The 15,227-nt window shown below is 39.5% G+C and carries 17 protein-coding genes; 6 read left to right on the top strand and 11 right to left on the bottom strand.

Annotated features, from left to right (window positions below; genetic code table 11):
- Positions 1 to 94: 94 nt before the first annotated feature.
- Positions 95 to 973, bottom strand: coding sequence for a LysR family transcriptional regulator (locus FZC88_RS02085; protein WP_148993486.1), 879 nt, complete (start codon positions 971 to 973; stop codon positions 95 to 97).
- 110 nt (positions 974 to 1,083) lie between these two features.
- Here FZC88_RS02085 and FZC88_RS02080 point away from each other — a divergent pair, with 110 nt between their 5' ends.
- Entirely contained in the window at positions 1,084 to 1,809 is a 726-nt protein-coding gene (locus FZC88_RS02080) for a sulfite exporter TauE/SafE family protein (RefSeq protein ID WP_148993485.1), read from the top strand.
- On the opposite strand, the gene FZC88_RS02075 is transcribed toward FZC88_RS02080, so the two are convergent.
- The 3 genes from FZC88_RS02075 to FZC88_RS02065 all read right to left on the bottom strand — a co-directional run bounded on the left by FZC88_RS02075 (position 1,798) and on the right by FZC88_RS02065 (position 4,232).
- Complete coding sequence (locus tag FZC88_RS02075) at positions 1,798 to 3,291, bottom strand: MDR family MFS transporter (RefSeq protein ID WP_148993484.1); 1,494 nt, start codon at positions 3,289 to 3,291, stop codon at positions 1,798 to 1,800. The two genes, FZC88_RS02080 and FZC88_RS02075, sit on opposite strands and share 12 nt — an antisense overlap.
- Before the next feature lie 98 nt (positions 3,292 to 3,389).
- A complete protein-coding gene (cbpB, locus tag FZC88_RS02070; protein WP_148968573.1) occupies positions 3,390 to 3,830 on the bottom strand; it encodes a cyclic-di-AMP-binding protein CbpB in 441 nt (146 codons plus the stop codon).
- A gap of 156 nt (positions 3,831 to 3,986) precedes the next feature.
- Positions 3,987 to 4,232 (bottom strand): YkuJ family protein, encoded by a 246-nt coding sequence (locus FZC88_RS02065; protein WP_034756109.1) that lies wholly within the window; start codon positions 4,230 to 4,232, stop codon positions 3,987 to 3,989.
- Positions 4,233 to 4,385: 153 nt separating this feature from the next.
- Here FZC88_RS02065 and FZC88_RS02060 point away from each other — a divergent pair, with 153 nt between their 5' ends.
- On the top strand, positions 4,386 to 5,342 hold the full coding sequence (locus FZC88_RS02060) for an MBL fold metallo-hydrolase (RefSeq protein ID WP_148993483.1): 957 nt from the start codon (positions 4,386 to 4,388) through the stop codon (positions 5,340 to 5,342).
- A complete protein-coding gene (locus FZC88_RS02055) occupies positions 5,339 to 5,572 on the top strand; it encodes a glutaredoxin domain-containing protein (protein WP_148993482.1) in 234 nt (77 codons plus the stop codon). The genes FZC88_RS02060 and FZC88_RS02055 overlap by 4 nt, the downstream gene beginning before the upstream one ends.
- A gap of 62 nt (positions 5,573 to 5,634) precedes the next feature.
- Here the strand turns inward: FZC88_RS02055 and FZC88_RS02050 are convergent, their stop codons facing one another.
- The 6 genes from FZC88_RS02050 to FZC88_RS02025 all read right to left on the bottom strand — a co-directional run bounded on the left by FZC88_RS02050 (position 5,635) and on the right by FZC88_RS02025 (position 12,549).
- Positions 5,635 to 6,135: a DUF3993 domain-containing protein gene (locus FZC88_RS02050; RefSeq protein WP_187443485.1), complete on the bottom strand. Its 501-nt coding sequence runs from the start codon at positions 6,133 to 6,135 to the stop codon at positions 5,635 to 5,637.
- A gap of 210 nt (positions 6,136 to 6,345) precedes the next feature.
- Positions 6,346 to 6,585: a hypothetical protein gene (locus FZC88_RS02045; protein ID WP_262371617.1), complete on the bottom strand. Its 240-nt coding sequence runs from the start codon at positions 6,583 to 6,585 to the stop codon at positions 6,346 to 6,348.
- 1,162 nt (positions 6,586 to 7,747) lie between these two features.
- Positions 7,748 to 8,971 carry an EAL domain-containing protein gene (locus FZC88_RS02040; protein ID WP_148993480.1) on the bottom strand — a complete coding sequence of 408 codons (1,224 nt, stop codon included), beginning with the start codon at positions 8,969 to 8,971 and terminating at the stop codon, positions 7,748 to 7,750.
- 151 nt (positions 8,972 to 9,122) lie between these two features.
- Positions 9,123 to 9,890 (bottom strand): 2,4-dienoyl-CoA reductase, encoded by a 768-nt coding sequence (gene fadH, locus FZC88_RS02035; RefSeq protein ID WP_148993479.1) that lies wholly within the window; start codon positions 9,888 to 9,890, stop codon positions 9,123 to 9,125.
- 134 nt (positions 9,891 to 10,024) lie between these two features.
- Positions 10,025 to 10,243, bottom strand: a complete 219-nt coding sequence (locus FZC88_RS02030; protein WP_148993478.1) for a hypothetical protein — start codon at positions 10,241 to 10,243, stop codon at positions 10,025 to 10,027.
- 212 nt (positions 10,244 to 10,455) lie between these two features.
- A complete protein-coding gene (locus tag FZC88_RS02025; protein ID WP_148993477.1) occupies positions 10,456 to 12,549 on the bottom strand; it encodes a sensor domain-containing protein in 2,094 nt (697 codons plus the stop codon).
- 236 nt (positions 12,550 to 12,785) lie between these two features.
- Here FZC88_RS02025 and FZC88_RS02020 point away from each other — a divergent pair, with 236 nt between their 5' ends.
- Both FZC88_RS02020 and FZC88_RS02015 read left to right on the top strand, forming a co-directional pair.
- The gene (locus tag FZC88_RS02020; protein WP_262371615.1) at positions 12,786 to 13,073 is read left to right on the top strand and encodes a hypothetical protein; all 288 of its coding nucleotides are present in this window, start codon (positions 12,786 to 12,788) and stop codon (positions 13,071 to 13,073) included.
- A gap of 253 nt (positions 13,074 to 13,326) precedes the next feature.
- The gene (locus tag FZC88_RS02015; protein WP_148993476.1) at positions 13,327 to 13,794 is read left to right on the top strand and encodes a YkyB family protein; all 468 of its coding nucleotides are present in this window, start codon (positions 13,327 to 13,329) and stop codon (positions 13,792 to 13,794) included.
- 93 nt (positions 13,795 to 13,887) lie between these two features.
- On the opposite strand, the gene FZC88_RS02010 is transcribed toward FZC88_RS02015, so the two are convergent.
- Positions 13,888 to 14,790 carry a chemotaxis protein gene (locus FZC88_RS02010; protein WP_148993475.1) on the bottom strand — a complete coding sequence of 301 codons (903 nt, stop codon included), beginning with the start codon at positions 14,788 to 14,790 and terminating at the stop codon, positions 13,888 to 13,890.
- Positions 14,791 to 14,995: 205 nt separating this feature from the next.
- Here FZC88_RS02010 and FZC88_RS02005 point away from each other — a divergent pair, with 205 nt between their 5' ends.
- Positions 14,996 to 15,196, top strand: a complete 201-nt coding sequence (locus FZC88_RS02005) for a hypothetical protein (RefSeq protein WP_148993474.1) — start codon at positions 14,996 to 14,998, stop codon at positions 15,194 to 15,196.
- Positions 15,197 to 15,227: the final 31 nt, after the last annotated feature.

The following is a 15,227-nucleotide window of genomic DNA, read 5'->3' as shown; positions in this document are numbered from 1 at the left end:
AAGAATACCCTCCGTAATTATGTATAAATTCAGAATTTGTTTCTTGAATTACTTTATCAAATTAAAGGATGTAAGACAACCCTAAACGTCAAAACTATGAGTTTTCATGAATGAATTCGTTTACAACTTCAACAAATGCTTCTACTTGTCTTAATTGAAAGGCGGACTCATACCCCAGTAACCAAGTGTCCCTGTGTATAAGGGAATCATGTTCATCAATTAAAGGGATTTTATAAATGTCTTCTTCCATCCCGTCTAATGTGATTGCAGGTAAAATGGCGTAGCCGATTCCGTTTAATGTCATCTGCTTACATGTTTCAATTTGATCTACTACAATGGTTCGCTTCGGTGTTGTCTGGAATTGCCGATGCCACCAGTCCTGAATTTCCTGATAATAATTCGAGTCACTTTTAAATTGGATAAACGGTCGATCAGTTTTCATGACTTCTTCAATCGATTGAATTTCTCTATCGACTAAATACAGTGTATCTTGAAAGAGATGGTGTTTGGGGCCCTTCCAATCGGGAGTGCCACGAATAATCCCGATATGTACTTCATTTTCATAAATCGCTTTAAGAATTTCACTGCTCCATCCTGTCATTAATGAGATTTTGGCATGAGGATAGGTTTCCACAAACCTTTTAAGTACTTTAGGAAGCCAATTCTGACCTACAATCGAGGCACATGCAATCTTCAAGGTTCCATGAACCTCGAACTCCAATGCTTGAATTCTTTCCTTCACACTTTCTTCCTTCAGCAGCATTTCTTCAGCCAACTTCACCACAAGCTCTCCTGCAGGAGTTAGGGCCAGACCTTTTTGAGAGCGAAGAAATAATCTGGTCCCCCATTCCTTTTCAATCGTCTGGAGTCTTTGTGACAGTGCCGGCTGTGATACAAATAGCCGTTCTGCTGCTTTACGCATGTTCATTTCCTGAGCCAGTACGTGCAGTAATTGATATTCTGAGAACGCCATCATTTTCACCTTCATAAGTTTTTCTTATATTATATCTTAATTAATATAAAATTTCATTATTATCAAGAATGGAATAGACTGATAGTAGAAACATTGGGAGGTGCCTGAAAATGGAAGTGATTCTCTTTTTCACCGGCTTGGTGGTAGCACTCATTGGAACTCTGGCAGGAAGCGGGGGATTGATTGGTATGCCCGTGATGCTTTTACTTGGTTTACCCATTCATACAGCCATCGCCACGGCCAAATTTTCAAATATTATGAGTTCTTTTTCAAGCTTTATTCATTTAATAAAAGATCGAAAGGTTACATGGAAAGAATGTTTACCTATTCTTCCTATTGCTCTTCTTGGCGGGTTGACCGGGGCATTTTTCTCGGATAAAATATCTCCATCTTTGCTCGAATGGATGGCCTTCTTCTTTCTGTTATTCGCCCTTTTTCTAAGTATCATAAAAGGATTCAAGCCCAGGAATGTGAACCCGAAGCAATTTCGGGTTTATGGATTTTTGTACTTAATCAGCACGTATGACGGATTGTTCGGGCCAGGGCAGGCAACCATGCTCATGTACACTCATCTGTTACACGGGCTTTCATTTTTAAAATCGGTAGCTCTCACCAGATTTCAGACTTTTGTAAGCTGCTTAGGAGCATTCACCGTCTATTTCCATAACGGCCACGTAGAATGGGGAGCTGCCATCCCTTTTGCACTTGGTGCACTAATCGGGGCTCAAGTGGCAGTAAGGGTAGCAGCCAAACTTTCTACGAAACATGTACAAATTTTATTAAACGTGCTTACTCTCATTCTTATATTACAGCTGGGGAAAAATCTATTTTTTTAGCAATTGGTCTCTGGGTAGAAATAAAATGCCGATAAAGCTAAACAGAGCGAAAAGTAAAACGACTAGATAAACAGATTGCAATGAACCTGTAAGTGAATTTTGTAACAGCTCGAGCATACCGGAAGACAATTGCTCCCTCTCTTGTTGATTCAAGAGCATATTCACATCATTGATGGAATAATCATTACCGCTTTCTTCTAAGTATCTCTGCAGGCGGCTGTTTAAAATTCCTCCCAATAGCGCAGCTCCTATTGTCGTACCTAAATTCCTCATGAACATATTGGTGGCAGTCGCAATCCCTCTGACCTGCCACTCGACAGTAGACTGAATGGAAACGATAAAGGATGTAGAGCTCAGCCCCATCCCTACCCCTACAAAGAATGATCCAATTGCCGGCCATAATGGACCGTATGATGGATCCATCAAGACAAAGATAGTTCCACCTGCTATAAGGGATATTCCCCCCATCAAGGATGTTTTAAAGTATCCGATCTTTAATAATAAGCGTCCCGCGATTGTAGCCGAAATCGGCCAGCCAACAGACATGGCCGTCAATGTAAAACCGGCCACAGTTGCACTCCTCTCCATGACACCTTGTACAAAAGCAGGGAGGAAGCTTGAGATGCCGATTAACATAACGCCTGTTGTTAGTGAAACGATATTGGCGACCAAAATGGAACGTACCTTCCATAGATCAAAAGGCATCATCGGTTGTGCCGTTCGTCGTTCGTGATAAATAAACACAACAAACCCCAAGATGAAAAGGGTGATCAGAAATATCGCCTGCCAGGACCCCCAAGGGAGGTGTACACCTCCCTCGACCAGTAGATACATTAAAGATGAGAGGGTTACAACTAATAGAAACGCACCACCATAGTCGATAACCGGTTTTTTCTTTTCAATGTTCTCGTGTAAGTACAGCCACAGGACGACAATCGATAATAAGCCGAGTGGAATATTGACCCAAAACACGTACCTCCAACTCGCATATTCAACCAACAATCCCCCAACGAGAGGTCCGCTAATGGCAGAAATCCCCCAAACACTTGATAAATACCCTTGTATTTTGGCACGTTCTTCCTTTGAATAAATATCTCCCACAATCGTAGTGGCCATAGGCAATACCGCTCCCGCACCAAGTCCCTGGATGAATCGGAATAGAATCAATTGCTCCATTGATTGGGCAAATCCGCATAAAGCGGACCCAATGAGAAAAATCATGATCCCGATTGAGATAACCGGTTTCCTGCCAAATAAATCAGATAGTTTACCGTAGATAAGAACGGTAATGGCATTCATTAATAGATAAGCTGAAAACACCCAACTATACAGAGAGAAGCCACCAAGATCACCCACGATGGCAGGCATGGCGGTAGAGACGATCGTTGCTTCAATGGCCCCCATGAACATAGCCAGCATCACAGCTATCAATACAAGCGGTTTTTTTGTCCTTTTTATTGAACCCAATCCTAAACTGCTCATCTTGTTCTCCTTTGTATCGTCATCAATAAACAAAATAAAGAGGATGACAATTATGCCATCCTATATGATCTTACCGTTATGTAACCGTCATGAAGGGTTTAGTCCCTTTTAAACAGTTGTCGTTGAAGTTGCTTTAACACAACTCTCCTTGTCATGATCCCTTCAAAGTACCCATCATCAGAAACCACACACAAGAATGGATGATCCACTAAAAGCTCAAGTGCTTTCTTAAAATCTGTTTCTAAGGAGACGCTGGGAAATTCAGTTGTCATGACTTCCTCTACCTTCTTTGCTTCAAGTTGTTCAAACTCAAAGCGTTCAAGACCAAGAATGGAATCTGTGATTAAACTGGAACTGATTAAGCCCTGAAAACGAAATGTCGGATCAAGCACAGGGATGGCTGAGTAACCACTCTTAGTGAGTAATAGTAACGCATGTTCCAAGGAATTCCCCACTTGAACATGAGCCACCTTCTCAGAAGGAATAATGAAATCTTTAATATTCGTTTCTAATAACTCCTTGCTACTCAATGAAATCATGTATAACCCCTCATTTTTAAAAGTAAGAATTTGCGACCGATCTATAAACAAAAGAATCAGACACTATTTATATTAACATATTGGAAGAAAAATGTATGTTTTGACGTTTGGTTTGAAGACTAAAAAAGATAACCGAATGGTTACCTTTTTAGTACATTAATCTTGTTGAGCTTCTTGTAGAAGTTCAAAAATTTCAATCGCTGTAATGTCTATGTTATCAAAAGGAAAACTGTTTCCTTTTTCATTCATGACTTCAATTTCGAATGTATCTTGTTTTGGTAAGTACTTTACCTCACAAATTTTCTTTCCATTGTATTCGAAAAATCGTTGTTGAGTTTCCCCTTGTTCACCTTGTTCTTGTAATGATTTTAATCTTTGTATAATTCCAAGAAGCTGAGACATAATCGGTCTCTCCTTTCCTGTTCTAATTCTTGGTCATAGCTTTTGCATTGTACCAGATTCTATCCTGTGAAATCTAATGTTTTGTCCTTTTTCTACATAAATTCCTTTATAATGAAAGGGTAGAAATATATTCTCCCCGAAAGGATGGATCCGATGAGTATTTATCGTATAGATTCCCGAATATCGTTAGTTGATCTAATGGATTTATCACTAAAGGAACGTACAGGAAGTTATATTATAAACGAAGAGTCCCTTACCATTGTCGAAACATCTGCCAGTCCTTCTATACCTCATCTAAAAAAAGGTCTCTCTAAGTTAAACATTAATCTTGAAGATATTCAATACATAATTTTAACTCATATACACCTGGATCATGCAGGAGGTGCAGGTCTTTTCCTGAAGGAATGCCCAAATGCAAAGGTCATCGTACACCCGAAAGGACGTCGTCACCTTTCAGACCCTGCACGCTTGATCCGAGGAGCAAGAGCGGTATATGGAGAGAAATTCGATGATCTTTTCCACCCGATAGTGCCAATTCCGGAAGACCGGATGATTGTGATGGAGCATGAAGAAAAACTGAAACTGAGCGAAAACTGTACATTAACGTTTTACCACACCCCTGGTCATGCAAATCACCATTTAAGTATCTTTGATTCAGTGTCAAATGGGATGTTCACCGGGGACACATGCGGCATCCAGTATACGGTGGGGTCAAAGCACTTCTATATCCCTTCTACTTCCCCCAACCAATTTAGCCCTGAAAACATGAAGGATTCCTTACGCATGTATAAGGGCCTGCAGCTCGATCGCTTGTATTTTGGGCACTACGGTGTCACTGAAGAAGTATCATTTGCATTAGGGGAAGTAGAAAGATGGCTTGATCTTTTCATGGAAAAAAGTATGGAACATTTCTCTTCCAAAAGAACAGGGGAAGAGAACGTAAAAGCGATATTTGCTGTACTCTTTGAACTCACAAAGAGTACAATGGTGCAAAAGGGCGTTGATTCAGATAACCCGATTTTCAAATTAGTAACTCTGGATACGAACGTATCAGCAATGGGAATCGTAGATTATTTCGTAAGGCAAAGCAAAGGAGAAAAATCATCATGAAAAAAGTCACATTATACACTCAACCAGAATGCCCACCCTGTGAAGTGGTCAAAATGTATTTGAAAGAACACAATGTTGAATTTAAAGAAATCAATATCAAAGAAGATGAACAAGCAAGAGATTATTTGGTAAAAGAGCTGAAGTCTTATTCCACTCCGACAATCATCGTGGACTCTGAAGTGATTTCAGGATTCAATCTAGAAGCCCTAACCTCAGCATTAAACAAATAAACTTTAGGCTTTCCACCAAAAAAAGTTGGCCGATTCACTTTTCCCGGCCAACTTTTCTTGTATTATTGGGATTGAATTTTTTCTGGTAACTCGTAGGTAATGGATGAAACCTTCCACGTACCTTCTTCTTCACTTAATACGACAGCTTCTATACCTGAAACCTGGGAAACAGGACCTTCTTCCTCATTTTTACGTTCTTCCCACACGTACCACTTTCCATCTATGTATTTTACGTTAGTCGACTCATCATACTTAAAAAATGGAATATAGTGTGGTGCGAAGTCCGATCCAAATGTGATATAACCGCCTTCAACTTCATAAACATTTTCCTTTATAAAGCTTACTGCTAGGTCCTTTGTGAAATACTGTGACAGCTTGTCATTAATCTGTTTCTTCGTTTGTGGTTTTTCACTTAATGATACTTGGGTACGAAAGGCATCTTCCACAAGAGTTAATGCGTTATCTTCAGTAAATTCTGATGCCTGTGTTTGACTGACTTGCCCACATGCCGCTGTAACGAGCCCTACAATAAGTAATAATAGCCATAATTTTTTCATTTCCATTTGCTTTCCCTCCCTTAAAAAACTAGTTGAAATTATTGTAGCAATGGAAAATTGTCGATTGGTTATCATTTGTTCGTTAAATCCTAACAAGGACTGACATATATTTTGGTTTGGTTGTAAAATTCCCCCTATTATTGACAGTCAAACACGAAAATCAATGGTACATTTAACCAAAAAGGGTGCCGCATGATTCATGCGGCACCCTTTTGATTATGATAAATAGCGAATGGACCAATATATTATAAACAATGTAATGAGAATGGTGGCAATTAAGATAGACAAGAAAATTGGATTCCGAATATAAGGATGCTCCTTCACAACATCCGGTATATCTGTATCATATTCACCCTTCAGCCGCTTTTCCTGCCCAGCCAGTTTAAAGGTATACACCAACGAATAACCTGCTATCCCTATGACAATCAGGGAAAGCACGATCATATATATACTCATCATAGCCCCTCCTTACAAAATGTCCTTAAGAATAATTTGTCCCAATAGGAAAACGCTATACAAGAAAAGCGGAAGGGCTTTGCCAGAGGCGACAAGCATATGACGAAGCTGACAGAAAGGCGTATTTTGCCTTTTTGTCAGATTTGGCTTATGACCTCGAGCCTCTAAGCCCTATAGCTGGACATCAAGAAAAGCGGAAGGGCTTTGACCAGAGGCGACAAGCATAAGACGAAGCTGACAGAAAGGCGCATTTTGCCTTTTTGTCAGCTTTGGCTTATGACCTCGAGCCTCTAAGCCCTGCAGCTGGACATCAAGAAAAACAGAAGGGCTTTGGTAGCCTTTACACACTTCCCCAAAAAGTTAATCCATCAGGAGTGGTAGGGTGAAAACAGAAACCGTTCCTTTCCGCTCCAGGCACAAGATTCCCCGGGGAGGAAGTCGAGCCTCCTCGGGCTTCTGCGGGGTCTCGACCTTTCCTCTATCTCCCGCAGGAGTCAAGTGCCTTCCGCTACAATCCACTCTGTGCTTCTATATTCTGAAAGCCTATTGACGTATAGACAAGCACAAAAAATTCCTATTGTAGATATGTTGAGCGTTTGTTCAACTATCTACAAAGGAGCTCAAAAATCTGTTTTTAGTGAATGTTTATTGTTATTTCCCACCAAAGATTGATTGCCCTATTCTAAATTACAATTATAAAGCTTTAAATTAAACAGTTAGCCACGGTTTTAGTGGAGACTCCATTGGATAAATGGGAATCGCATCCTAAATCTACACCCAGATGTATCCAAACCAAGATCATAGTAATAAGAGATGCGACCTAATTATATTTTTTTATAAGGAATAAAATAATAACAAAATTTTATGATGAGGAGATGTTGATTTCCTTTTGAGGAAAAATCAATACTCTGTGTTCTAGCTATAGCTAGATTGATTATAGACACCTTTTAGCTCTGTCACTAAAAATTTCTTAAAGATGGTGAGGGGAACTGTGTAGACTCCTGCGGAAGTACGGGCGTGCCGAGACCCCGGAATCGAAGCTGAGGAGGCTCGGCCGAACGTCCGCGGAAAGCGGAGCAGTTCACCTCACCATCCAGCATACACTAATTGACAGAGCCCAAGAAGAGCATATGATTATAAAAAATCTTTTCGAAAAGCCTAATTAAAAGATCAAACCATCCTCCTCAAATAAAAATTCATACGAAAGATCCATAAATAAATATAATCCATTGCCAAATGGAAATGAATAGGTACGGATGGATTCTCCTGAATCAATATCGCTGTATATGTCCGATAATAATCCTTTCTTGTTGATTCTCATTCGAATGATATTTTCCAGAAAATACGGGCGCCAGCTCCAGTTCTTTCCTTTGTACCTTGGTTCAATCTGCCACTTTTGATCTGTTTTCACTACGTTACTAGTCACTTGGAAGCCATTCTCATCACAAATGTATAAACGGAAGCATTTGTCGGTAAAATACTTCCCCAACTCAAAGAGTATGTCATCGAACTCAGTACTTTGTTTTTTTATCATCAGCAGCTTTTGACTGATTTCTTTATGTAGGACGTCTGCGAATTCATACCCTGCTTCAAGATGCTTCTTCTCATATCGAATATAGTCCTGACATTTTTCCTTCAATTTTTCTTTGAGGATATCCGGCTTCAAAAATGAGTCTGACGGGTGCTGCAGGTAATACCCTTGATAATATCGGCCCCCGTTCAACCAGGCAAACTGCAGTTGAAAGTTGATTTCAATATTCTCAAACAAGAGGGAAGCACCAATCTTTCTCGCAAGCATTGACAAACTGTATAATATATCTTTATAGACTTTATTCCCCGCATCATTTCTCAGTTGGTATAAATCCACCTTCAATATATCAGGTGAGAATTGAGATAGCCGATCCAACTGACCGCTGTTTCCGCCCACGTTATCAATCGCGATCTTAATTCCATATGTTTTGTAATACAGAAGCAAATGAACAAGCTGATCGAAGTCCCCGACGAACGTTTTTTCAGACAGCTCAATTACCGTCCGGTTCAAATCCAAACCCTTTTTTTCGTAGTCTTGAAGTAATTCCAGAAAGGATTCCCCGTGGTCAAGCATCAAAAGCCTTGCATCACGGTTTAAAAAGATATATCCCTCTTGCTTTTCACTTAAAAACTTACTTAGAGCCAGTCTGGTTACTCGTTCATCCACATCTATTTTATATTCATCCGGTATCTCTTCATCTCCAAAGAACGGTCCGAGACTCTCAATGACCCCTTCATCGACTTCCATTCTACCTAATACTTCGTAACCGATGATTTTATGTTCATCCGCACTGAAAATTGGTTGAAAGTACGGAATCACTTTTTCTATATTGGTTAACACTTCTAATGCGTCCATGGGCACTCCCCCACCATTACTCTTTTTTTTGCATAATTATAACACAACTATACAGTGGAATCGAAAAGACATAAACAAAAAGCTTTCCCTGCACTGCCATTTGGACATATGCGGGAAAGCCATATATATTTCGTTCCTATTTTATCTTATCTTAGAACGGAAATTGATTCAGCCATTGGCCCCCGTCCATTGTGATGCACTCTCCGTTTATATACGCTGCTTTGTCTGACGCAATAAAGTAAGCAAGGTCCGCAATCTCTTCCGGAGTTCCTAAACGTTTTAGCGGGACACTATCAATCGTTCTTTTCGCTGCCTCATCAGATATCCAAAGCTTCTCGGCCCCACCGGTTCTTTCAATTGGTCCAGGTGCGATTGCATTTGTACGAATACCGTATTTATGGCCCCATTCGACGGCAAGTGTGCGGGTTAACGATAAGACTCCTGCTTTGGCAGCGGCAGAATGAGCCACACCTGCACCTGCATTCCAAGCGTACGTGGCAACCATATTAATGATTGACCCCTTTTGATTGTTCTCAATCCAATAATTCCCTACAGTATGTGAGCACAGGAACGTTCCATTTAGAACGATATCAATAACAGATTTCCAGCCATTAGGCGTGAGTTTTTCCGCCGGACAAATAAAATTCCCTGCCGCATTGTTTATGAGTACATCGATTTTGCCGAACTTCTCAGCCGTAAATTCAACCATGGCCTTTACGTGTTCCTGTTCCCTGACATCCATTTGAAAGACTTCAATCTTTCCATCAAGAGCTGAAAACTCATCTTTCACCGATTGTAGTCTTTCTTCATTTCTCCCTGTTACTACGACGCTTGCGCCAGACTCTACAAAGTGCTTCGCCATATATTTCCCCATACCATTCGATCCGCCTGTTACAATTACAACTTGTTGTTCTCCCATATGTATCTCCCCCTTATTCATGAATGAATGTTCACTCATAATTTTATCACATAGTGATGCATTGCTACCATTTTAAATATAAAAAAAGACTGATTTTTAAGAAAATACCTTCTTCTTAAAAATCAGTCTTAAAATCAGCTTTCCGGATTATTAATAATGGTATCGTGTAATTGTGTCAGCGCTTTAATAATGGTCTTATTTCTCTTATATCCTTTTGCTTCAACAGAAACATTATTATATGAAACGACTACCTGACCTAAAGACCGAGGAGATTTAAAGCCATAGATATATGCTTTAATCGTTCCTCTATCGGTAGGGAGAAATAGGATTTCCATACGCTTTGTCTTTTTCATAAATCCCTCTCCTTTATAAAGCATTCGGAACTTTGATTCACATGGATTTCAACCCTTATATGCCTGTCTATGAATCTTTTACTCTCCTCACTTTAAAATAAGTCATAGGAACTACTCTGTCAAACATTTCATCGCTTTTGCCAGACGTAAATGAAAAAGAATGAAAATAAAACGTATCATCAAGGCTGACTCAAGAAGTCGGGGCTAGAACGTTACATAAGAACGAATTGCTGCTGCTCGATTTCCTTCGGGCAGATCGGTTTACTAAAGAAATAACCTTGAGCTTTTTGGCAGTTCGCCTCTTTAAGAAAGTCAACTTGTCCCTCTCTTTCTACACCTTCTGCAATCACCTCAAGACCCAGGCTATGTGCAAGATGGATGATGGTGGTCGTTATGGCAGAATCCTTCTGATTCATTCCAATCTCTTTCACAAACGATTGATCGATCTTCAGTATGTCAATGGGGAATCGTTTCAAATAGTGTAGAGAGGAGTATCCTGTTCCAAAATCATCCACAGAAATGTACACACCAAGATCTTTAAGCTTTCTCAGCATTTTTAATGTTTGTTGAGTATCTTGCATGGCTCCCTCCGTAATTTCAATTTCTATGCAGGAAGCGGGAAGATTATACGTTGATAAATAGAAATCAATGGTGTCTACTAATTGCTCCTGAAGAAATTGCTTTGGAGAAATGTTGACGGCCACACGTACAGTCTTATATCCTTTGGTTAGCCACTTTTGCAGCTGCATACACACTTGCTCCAGTACCCATTCACCGATTTGATGAATCAAGCCCGTTTCTTCTGCCAACGGAATGAACTGTGCAGGGGATACAAACCCAAATTTACGGTTGTTCCAACGGACTAATGCTTCGAAGCTATCAATTGTACCTGTAGCTAAGTTTACCTGTGGCTGATAGTGGACATACAGCTCCCCCTTCTCTATCGCTCTTCTTAAATGTGCTTCCATAATGATATAATTCGGAAAACTTGATTTCATATGCGTTTGGTAAAAACGATAATGGGCTCTTCCTTTTTCTTTTACTTCAAAGAGTGCTTGAGCAGCTTTTTGGATGAGTGAATTAGAATCATATCCATCTGCAGGATAACGGCTGATTCCAACCGAAGGAGAGATGTAAAATTCCTGTTCATCTATAGTGAAAGGGTCTATGAACAGTGCCAATATTTCCTTCGCTTTCGTCTTGGTATCTTCAAAACCACAATTCTTCAACAGAAAAATAAATTCATCCCCTCCTTGTCGGTATAATAAACATTCTTCGTTCGTAAGGGTTACCAAGCGCTCTGTGATTTTTTTGAGAAACCGGTCTCCTCCCTTTAAACCAAGCGTATCATTTACAAATTTAAACCGATCTAGATCTAGGTATAAAAGCGAGAGCTCTATACCTCTTTCTTCCATATTATGAATAATCAAAGGTACATGATCATCCAGTGCTTTCCTGTTCCAAAGACCAGTTAATTGATCATGCAGAGCCATATAATGGATCATTTCATTCTGTTCATGATGCTTGGTTATATCCTTCACAATAATGTAACAGCCGTCACACTTTTCTTTTACAACGATGGGAACCATTTTCAGCTGGGTTATTTTCTCCTCTCCTGCTTCGTTAAGAAGAAGACTATAATCAATCGTAGAAGGAGTTCCCAATAATGTTTGAATTAGTGATTCTGTCAAAAGATTCTCATTTTGAGAATGAAATAAGTCATAGATTTTCATATTTACTAAGTTTTCTTTTGAATAGCCTGTTAACGAGCAGCCTGCTCCGTTAGATTCCTTGATGACACCTTGTCCGTCGAGAATGAATATGGCATCCAGATTATGCTCGATAATGGATTTATAGCGTTCTTTCGCTTTCACTAATTTCTTCTTCTCCAGAATGGACGAAGTTATATCCCTCGTAATGGAAACAACGTACTCTACTTTTCCATATCCATCCTTGATGGGTGTCAGTATGGATTCGTTCACAACCTGATTTCCATTCGTATGAAAAAAAGTATCCTGATAGGTAACGCTCTCACCCTTTTGAACTAGTTGTGTGTATTTCTCCTGTAAGTCAGTAGCCATCTCGAATGAAACCACTTCCTCCAATAAGCGCCCCATATCACCATGCTGAATGGATGTATACCTTTTGGCTGATTCATTTATGTATAGGTACCTGAAAGAAGGTCCTTCTTCAACCTTCATAATAAAAATCATATCATGTATATGATCTAAAATAAGTTCTTTCAATACAGTGTCAAGGACCTGTTGATCTTGACCGTTGGTGTCTATAATAGTAGTCCAGTTCATGGATTCGTCATCCTTTTAGCCTTCTGTCATTTTCCACATAATGCATCCTCCTTATATTTTACTAGTTAATCCAAGAATTTCCTACATTCTTATAAGAATATTCGTTATTTTCTTTATTTCATATGAATTAATACCTACACCCCACTCCATTCGTCTGCCTATTGTAGGTGAGACAGGCGCGCAGTTCGAATGTGAACCATACACTAATGTGAATAGAGAGAGGAGGTTTATTGTATATGTATCAACACGCATATTACCCATATCACAATAATCCACAGTTTAGAGGAAGAGATCAGCGCTTCTTCCCATTCTTTGGATTACCATTTATAGCAGGTGGGTTAGCTGGGTTGGCCATTAGTCCATTCCTTTTCAACAGACCTTGCTACGGTCCTGCTTGCTATCCACCTTATCCGCCTTACGGAGGGTATCCTTACCCTGCTTACCAACAACCCTATGGTGGAAACAATATCCAATCTTCACCGTACAACTTTACAGAGAATATTAATATATACCCCCAAAGATAGACAAAAAGGCTCACCTGAAAATATAAGGGTTATATTCTTTAGGTAGAGCCTTTATGATGTTTACACTCAACAGCTTTTTGAGTTCTGGGTACCCCGTCTTATCCACTTAAGGTAACACTATAATTCCTCCGACTATAGAAATAGACCTGACAAAATATTACTAACTTTCAACAAGAAACTCCCCCCCGTACCTTTCCAATCCCATAAAAAGGAGGTATAATGGAGATTAATACAATGGAAAGGAGCCAATAACTTGAGGAATACTAGTAAATCTACCCCTTCTTCCACATCCGTAATCACCCTCTCTCAAGCTATTTTCACTGTGAATCGTCATGCGAAAACAGCAGGTAACCCAAAATACTTATATTCATTAAAAAAAAGAGCCTTAATGAAAATGATCCGGGAAGGTAAGGCGAAGAAAGTTGGACTTCACTTTTCCAACAACCCAAAGAATAGTCAACAACAATCTGATGTATTGATTGACTGCGGAGATTATACCTTTCATATCCCTCCAACAAAGGAAGATTTCAAGGAATTACCTCATCTGGGTTCACTTGATCAATCGTTAAGAAATCCTAAATGTAAAATGGGACTTCAGCAGGCTAAAGGGATTTTAGAACATTATACAGGGATGTCTGATCGTAATGAACAGCCACGTAAACCCGGGAAGAGCAGTTATCAAAAACCTGTTTTTAAAAAATTGGGCGATAGCTTCTTTTAATACTCAATGATTTTAGCGGATTAACGCATATATGTCATAAAGGGTTCAGACAAACGTCTGAACCCTTTATGATTATCCTCGACGTCATTGAGTCTACAATATATGTTGATCAATTTTTAAAATCAGATCAGCAATTTCGGGTTTACTGATTTGATCTTCTGCTCCGACCATCTCACCTTTATGTTTTAAATCATTTGTAATCAGTGAAGAAAAAATGATGACTGGGAGGTTGTTGAGCTTGGAATGACTTTTGATTCTTTTGGTTAAATGATGTCCGTCCATTTGCGGCATTTCAATATCTGTAATGACAAGCTGAACTGACTGTTGAATATCATGATTTCCCTCAACAAGTGATTCCAGATAATTGAATGCATCGGCTCCATTCTCAAAAAACTCAACTTCTTCATATCCTGCTTCACTCAACGTATCATTCAAAAGCTTGCGTAGTAAAGGGGAATCCTCAGCAGCAACAATTTTCTTATTCCTTCTCTGCCTTGGTCCTAACTTCTTCACTTGTTCTACACGGATCCCTGTATCAGGATTGATTTCCAGCATGATACTCTCAAAATCCAGTAACAATATCATTGATTCGTTTCGCTTGATGACACCTATTATTCCTGAATGGACACCAGAATACATGTCTGAAGGCTTCTCTATTTGATTCCAGGAAATGCGATGAATTTGAGTAACGTTATGTACATGAAAAATTACTTTCTGTTGATTAAACTCTGCAACAATGTACTTTGAATTGGATGTTTCCTCTTCTTCCACTCCCAGTACCCTTGCCATATCGATTACTGGAAGTACCTCTCCCCTCAATTGAATGAGTCCTTTCACGTGAGGATGAGAATGGGGAATAGGGATGACAGGAGTTGGTTGGATAATCTCCTTCACTTTAATCACATTGATACCAAATTTATTGTGATGAACTTCGAATTCAACAATTTCAAGTTCATTGGTCCCGCTTTCAAGAAGAATACTGTTTGATTGATTCAATTATTTTCGTCCTTCCATACAAACATGAGTATTTGCCTTACTCTTCTTATATCGAACATTTGAGAAACATGTTTACAGGTAATCATGAAAAAAGTCGTCAGATCCTTTTAAGAAGCAGACTTTTTTAACCCTCATTTTCTATGCAATAACCGAATTGGTAATAGAAAGCGGATCCTTATACATACTAAGGGGAGGAGGTGTTTATATGACCGATCGAAGGGACTTAGAGAACCAGATCCTGCCAGACTTTGACGAAATAAGTGCCCACATACTACCCTCACAAAACAATCTTCCCATTATTGCCATTGGGAAGAATGCTGATGGAATAGATGAACCCGATGAACTCTCTTATATCGAAGGACAAAGGAGAATAAATCAGGAGAACCGGGAAAACCCTCAGAAATAAAAGAAAAAGCGATTGAAGGCATCCCTTCAAT

Source organism: Rossellomorea aquimaris, from assembly GCF_008180865.1.
Taxonomy (GTDB): Bacteria; Bacillota; Bacilli; order Bacillales; family Bacillaceae_B; genus Rossellomorea; species Rossellomorea yichunensis.
This window is presented reverse-complemented; position numbering and strand designations above follow the sequence as displayed.

Excerpts from the sequence above, each read along its gene's own strand:
- FZC88_RS02055 (WP_148993482.1), top strand. The coding sequence starts at position 5,339 with ATGAAAAAAGTCACATTATACACTCAACCAGAATGCCCACCCTGTGAA.
- FZC88_RS02060 (WP_148993483.1), top strand. The coding sequence starts at position 4,386 with ATGAGTATTTATCGTATAGATTCCCGAATATCGTTAGTTGATCTAATG.
- FZC88_RS02065 (WP_034756109.1), bottom strand. The coding sequence starts at position 4,232 with ATGTCTCAGCTTCTTGGAATTATACAAAGATTAAAATCATTACAAGAA.
- FZC88_RS02030 (WP_148993478.1), bottom strand. The coding sequence starts at position 10,243 with ATGAAAAAGACAAAGCGTATGGAAATCCTATTTCTCCCTACCGATAGA.
- FZC88_RS02050 (WP_187443485.1), bottom strand. The coding sequence starts at position 6,135 with ATGGAAATGAAAAAATTATGGCTATTATTACTTATTGTAGGGCTCGTT.
- FZC88_RS02075 (WP_148993484.1), bottom strand. The coding sequence starts at position 3,291 with ATGAGCAGTTTAGGATTGGGTTCAATAAAAAGGACAAAAAAACCGCTT.
- fadH (WP_148993479.1), bottom strand. The coding sequence starts at position 9,890 with ATGGGAGAACAACAAGTTGTAATTGTAACAGGCGGATCGAATGGTATG.
- FZC88_RS02080 (WP_148993485.1), top strand. The coding sequence starts at position 1,084 with ATGGAAGTGATTCTCTTTTTCACCGGCTTGGTGGTAGCACTCATTGGA.
- FZC88_RS02040 (WP_148993480.1), bottom strand. The coding sequence starts at position 8,971 with ATGGACGCATTAGAAGTGTTAACCAATATAGAAAAAGTGATTCCGTAC.
- FZC88_RS02045 (WP_262371617.1), bottom strand. The coding sequence starts at position 6,585 with ATGAGTATATATATGATCGTGCTTTCCCTGATTGTCATAGGGATAGCA.
- FZC88_RS02020 (WP_262371615.1), top strand. The coding sequence starts at position 12,786 with ATGTATCAACACGCATATTACCCATATCACAATAATCCACAGTTTAGA.
- cbpB (WP_148968573.1), bottom strand. The coding sequence starts at position 3,830 with ATGATTTCATTGAGTAGCAAGGAGTTATTAGAAACGAATATTAAAGAT.
- FZC88_RS02085 (WP_148993486.1), bottom strand. The coding sequence starts at position 973 with ATGGCGTTCTCAGAATATCAATTACTGCACGTACTGGCTCAGGAAATG.
- FZC88_RS02005 (WP_148993474.1), top strand. The coding sequence starts at position 14,996 with ATGACCGATCGAAGGGACTTAGAGAACCAGATCCTGCCAGACTTTGAC.
- FZC88_RS02025 (WP_148993477.1), bottom strand. The coding sequence starts at position 12,549 with ATGAACTGGACTACTATTATAGACACCAACGGTCAAGATCAACAGGTC.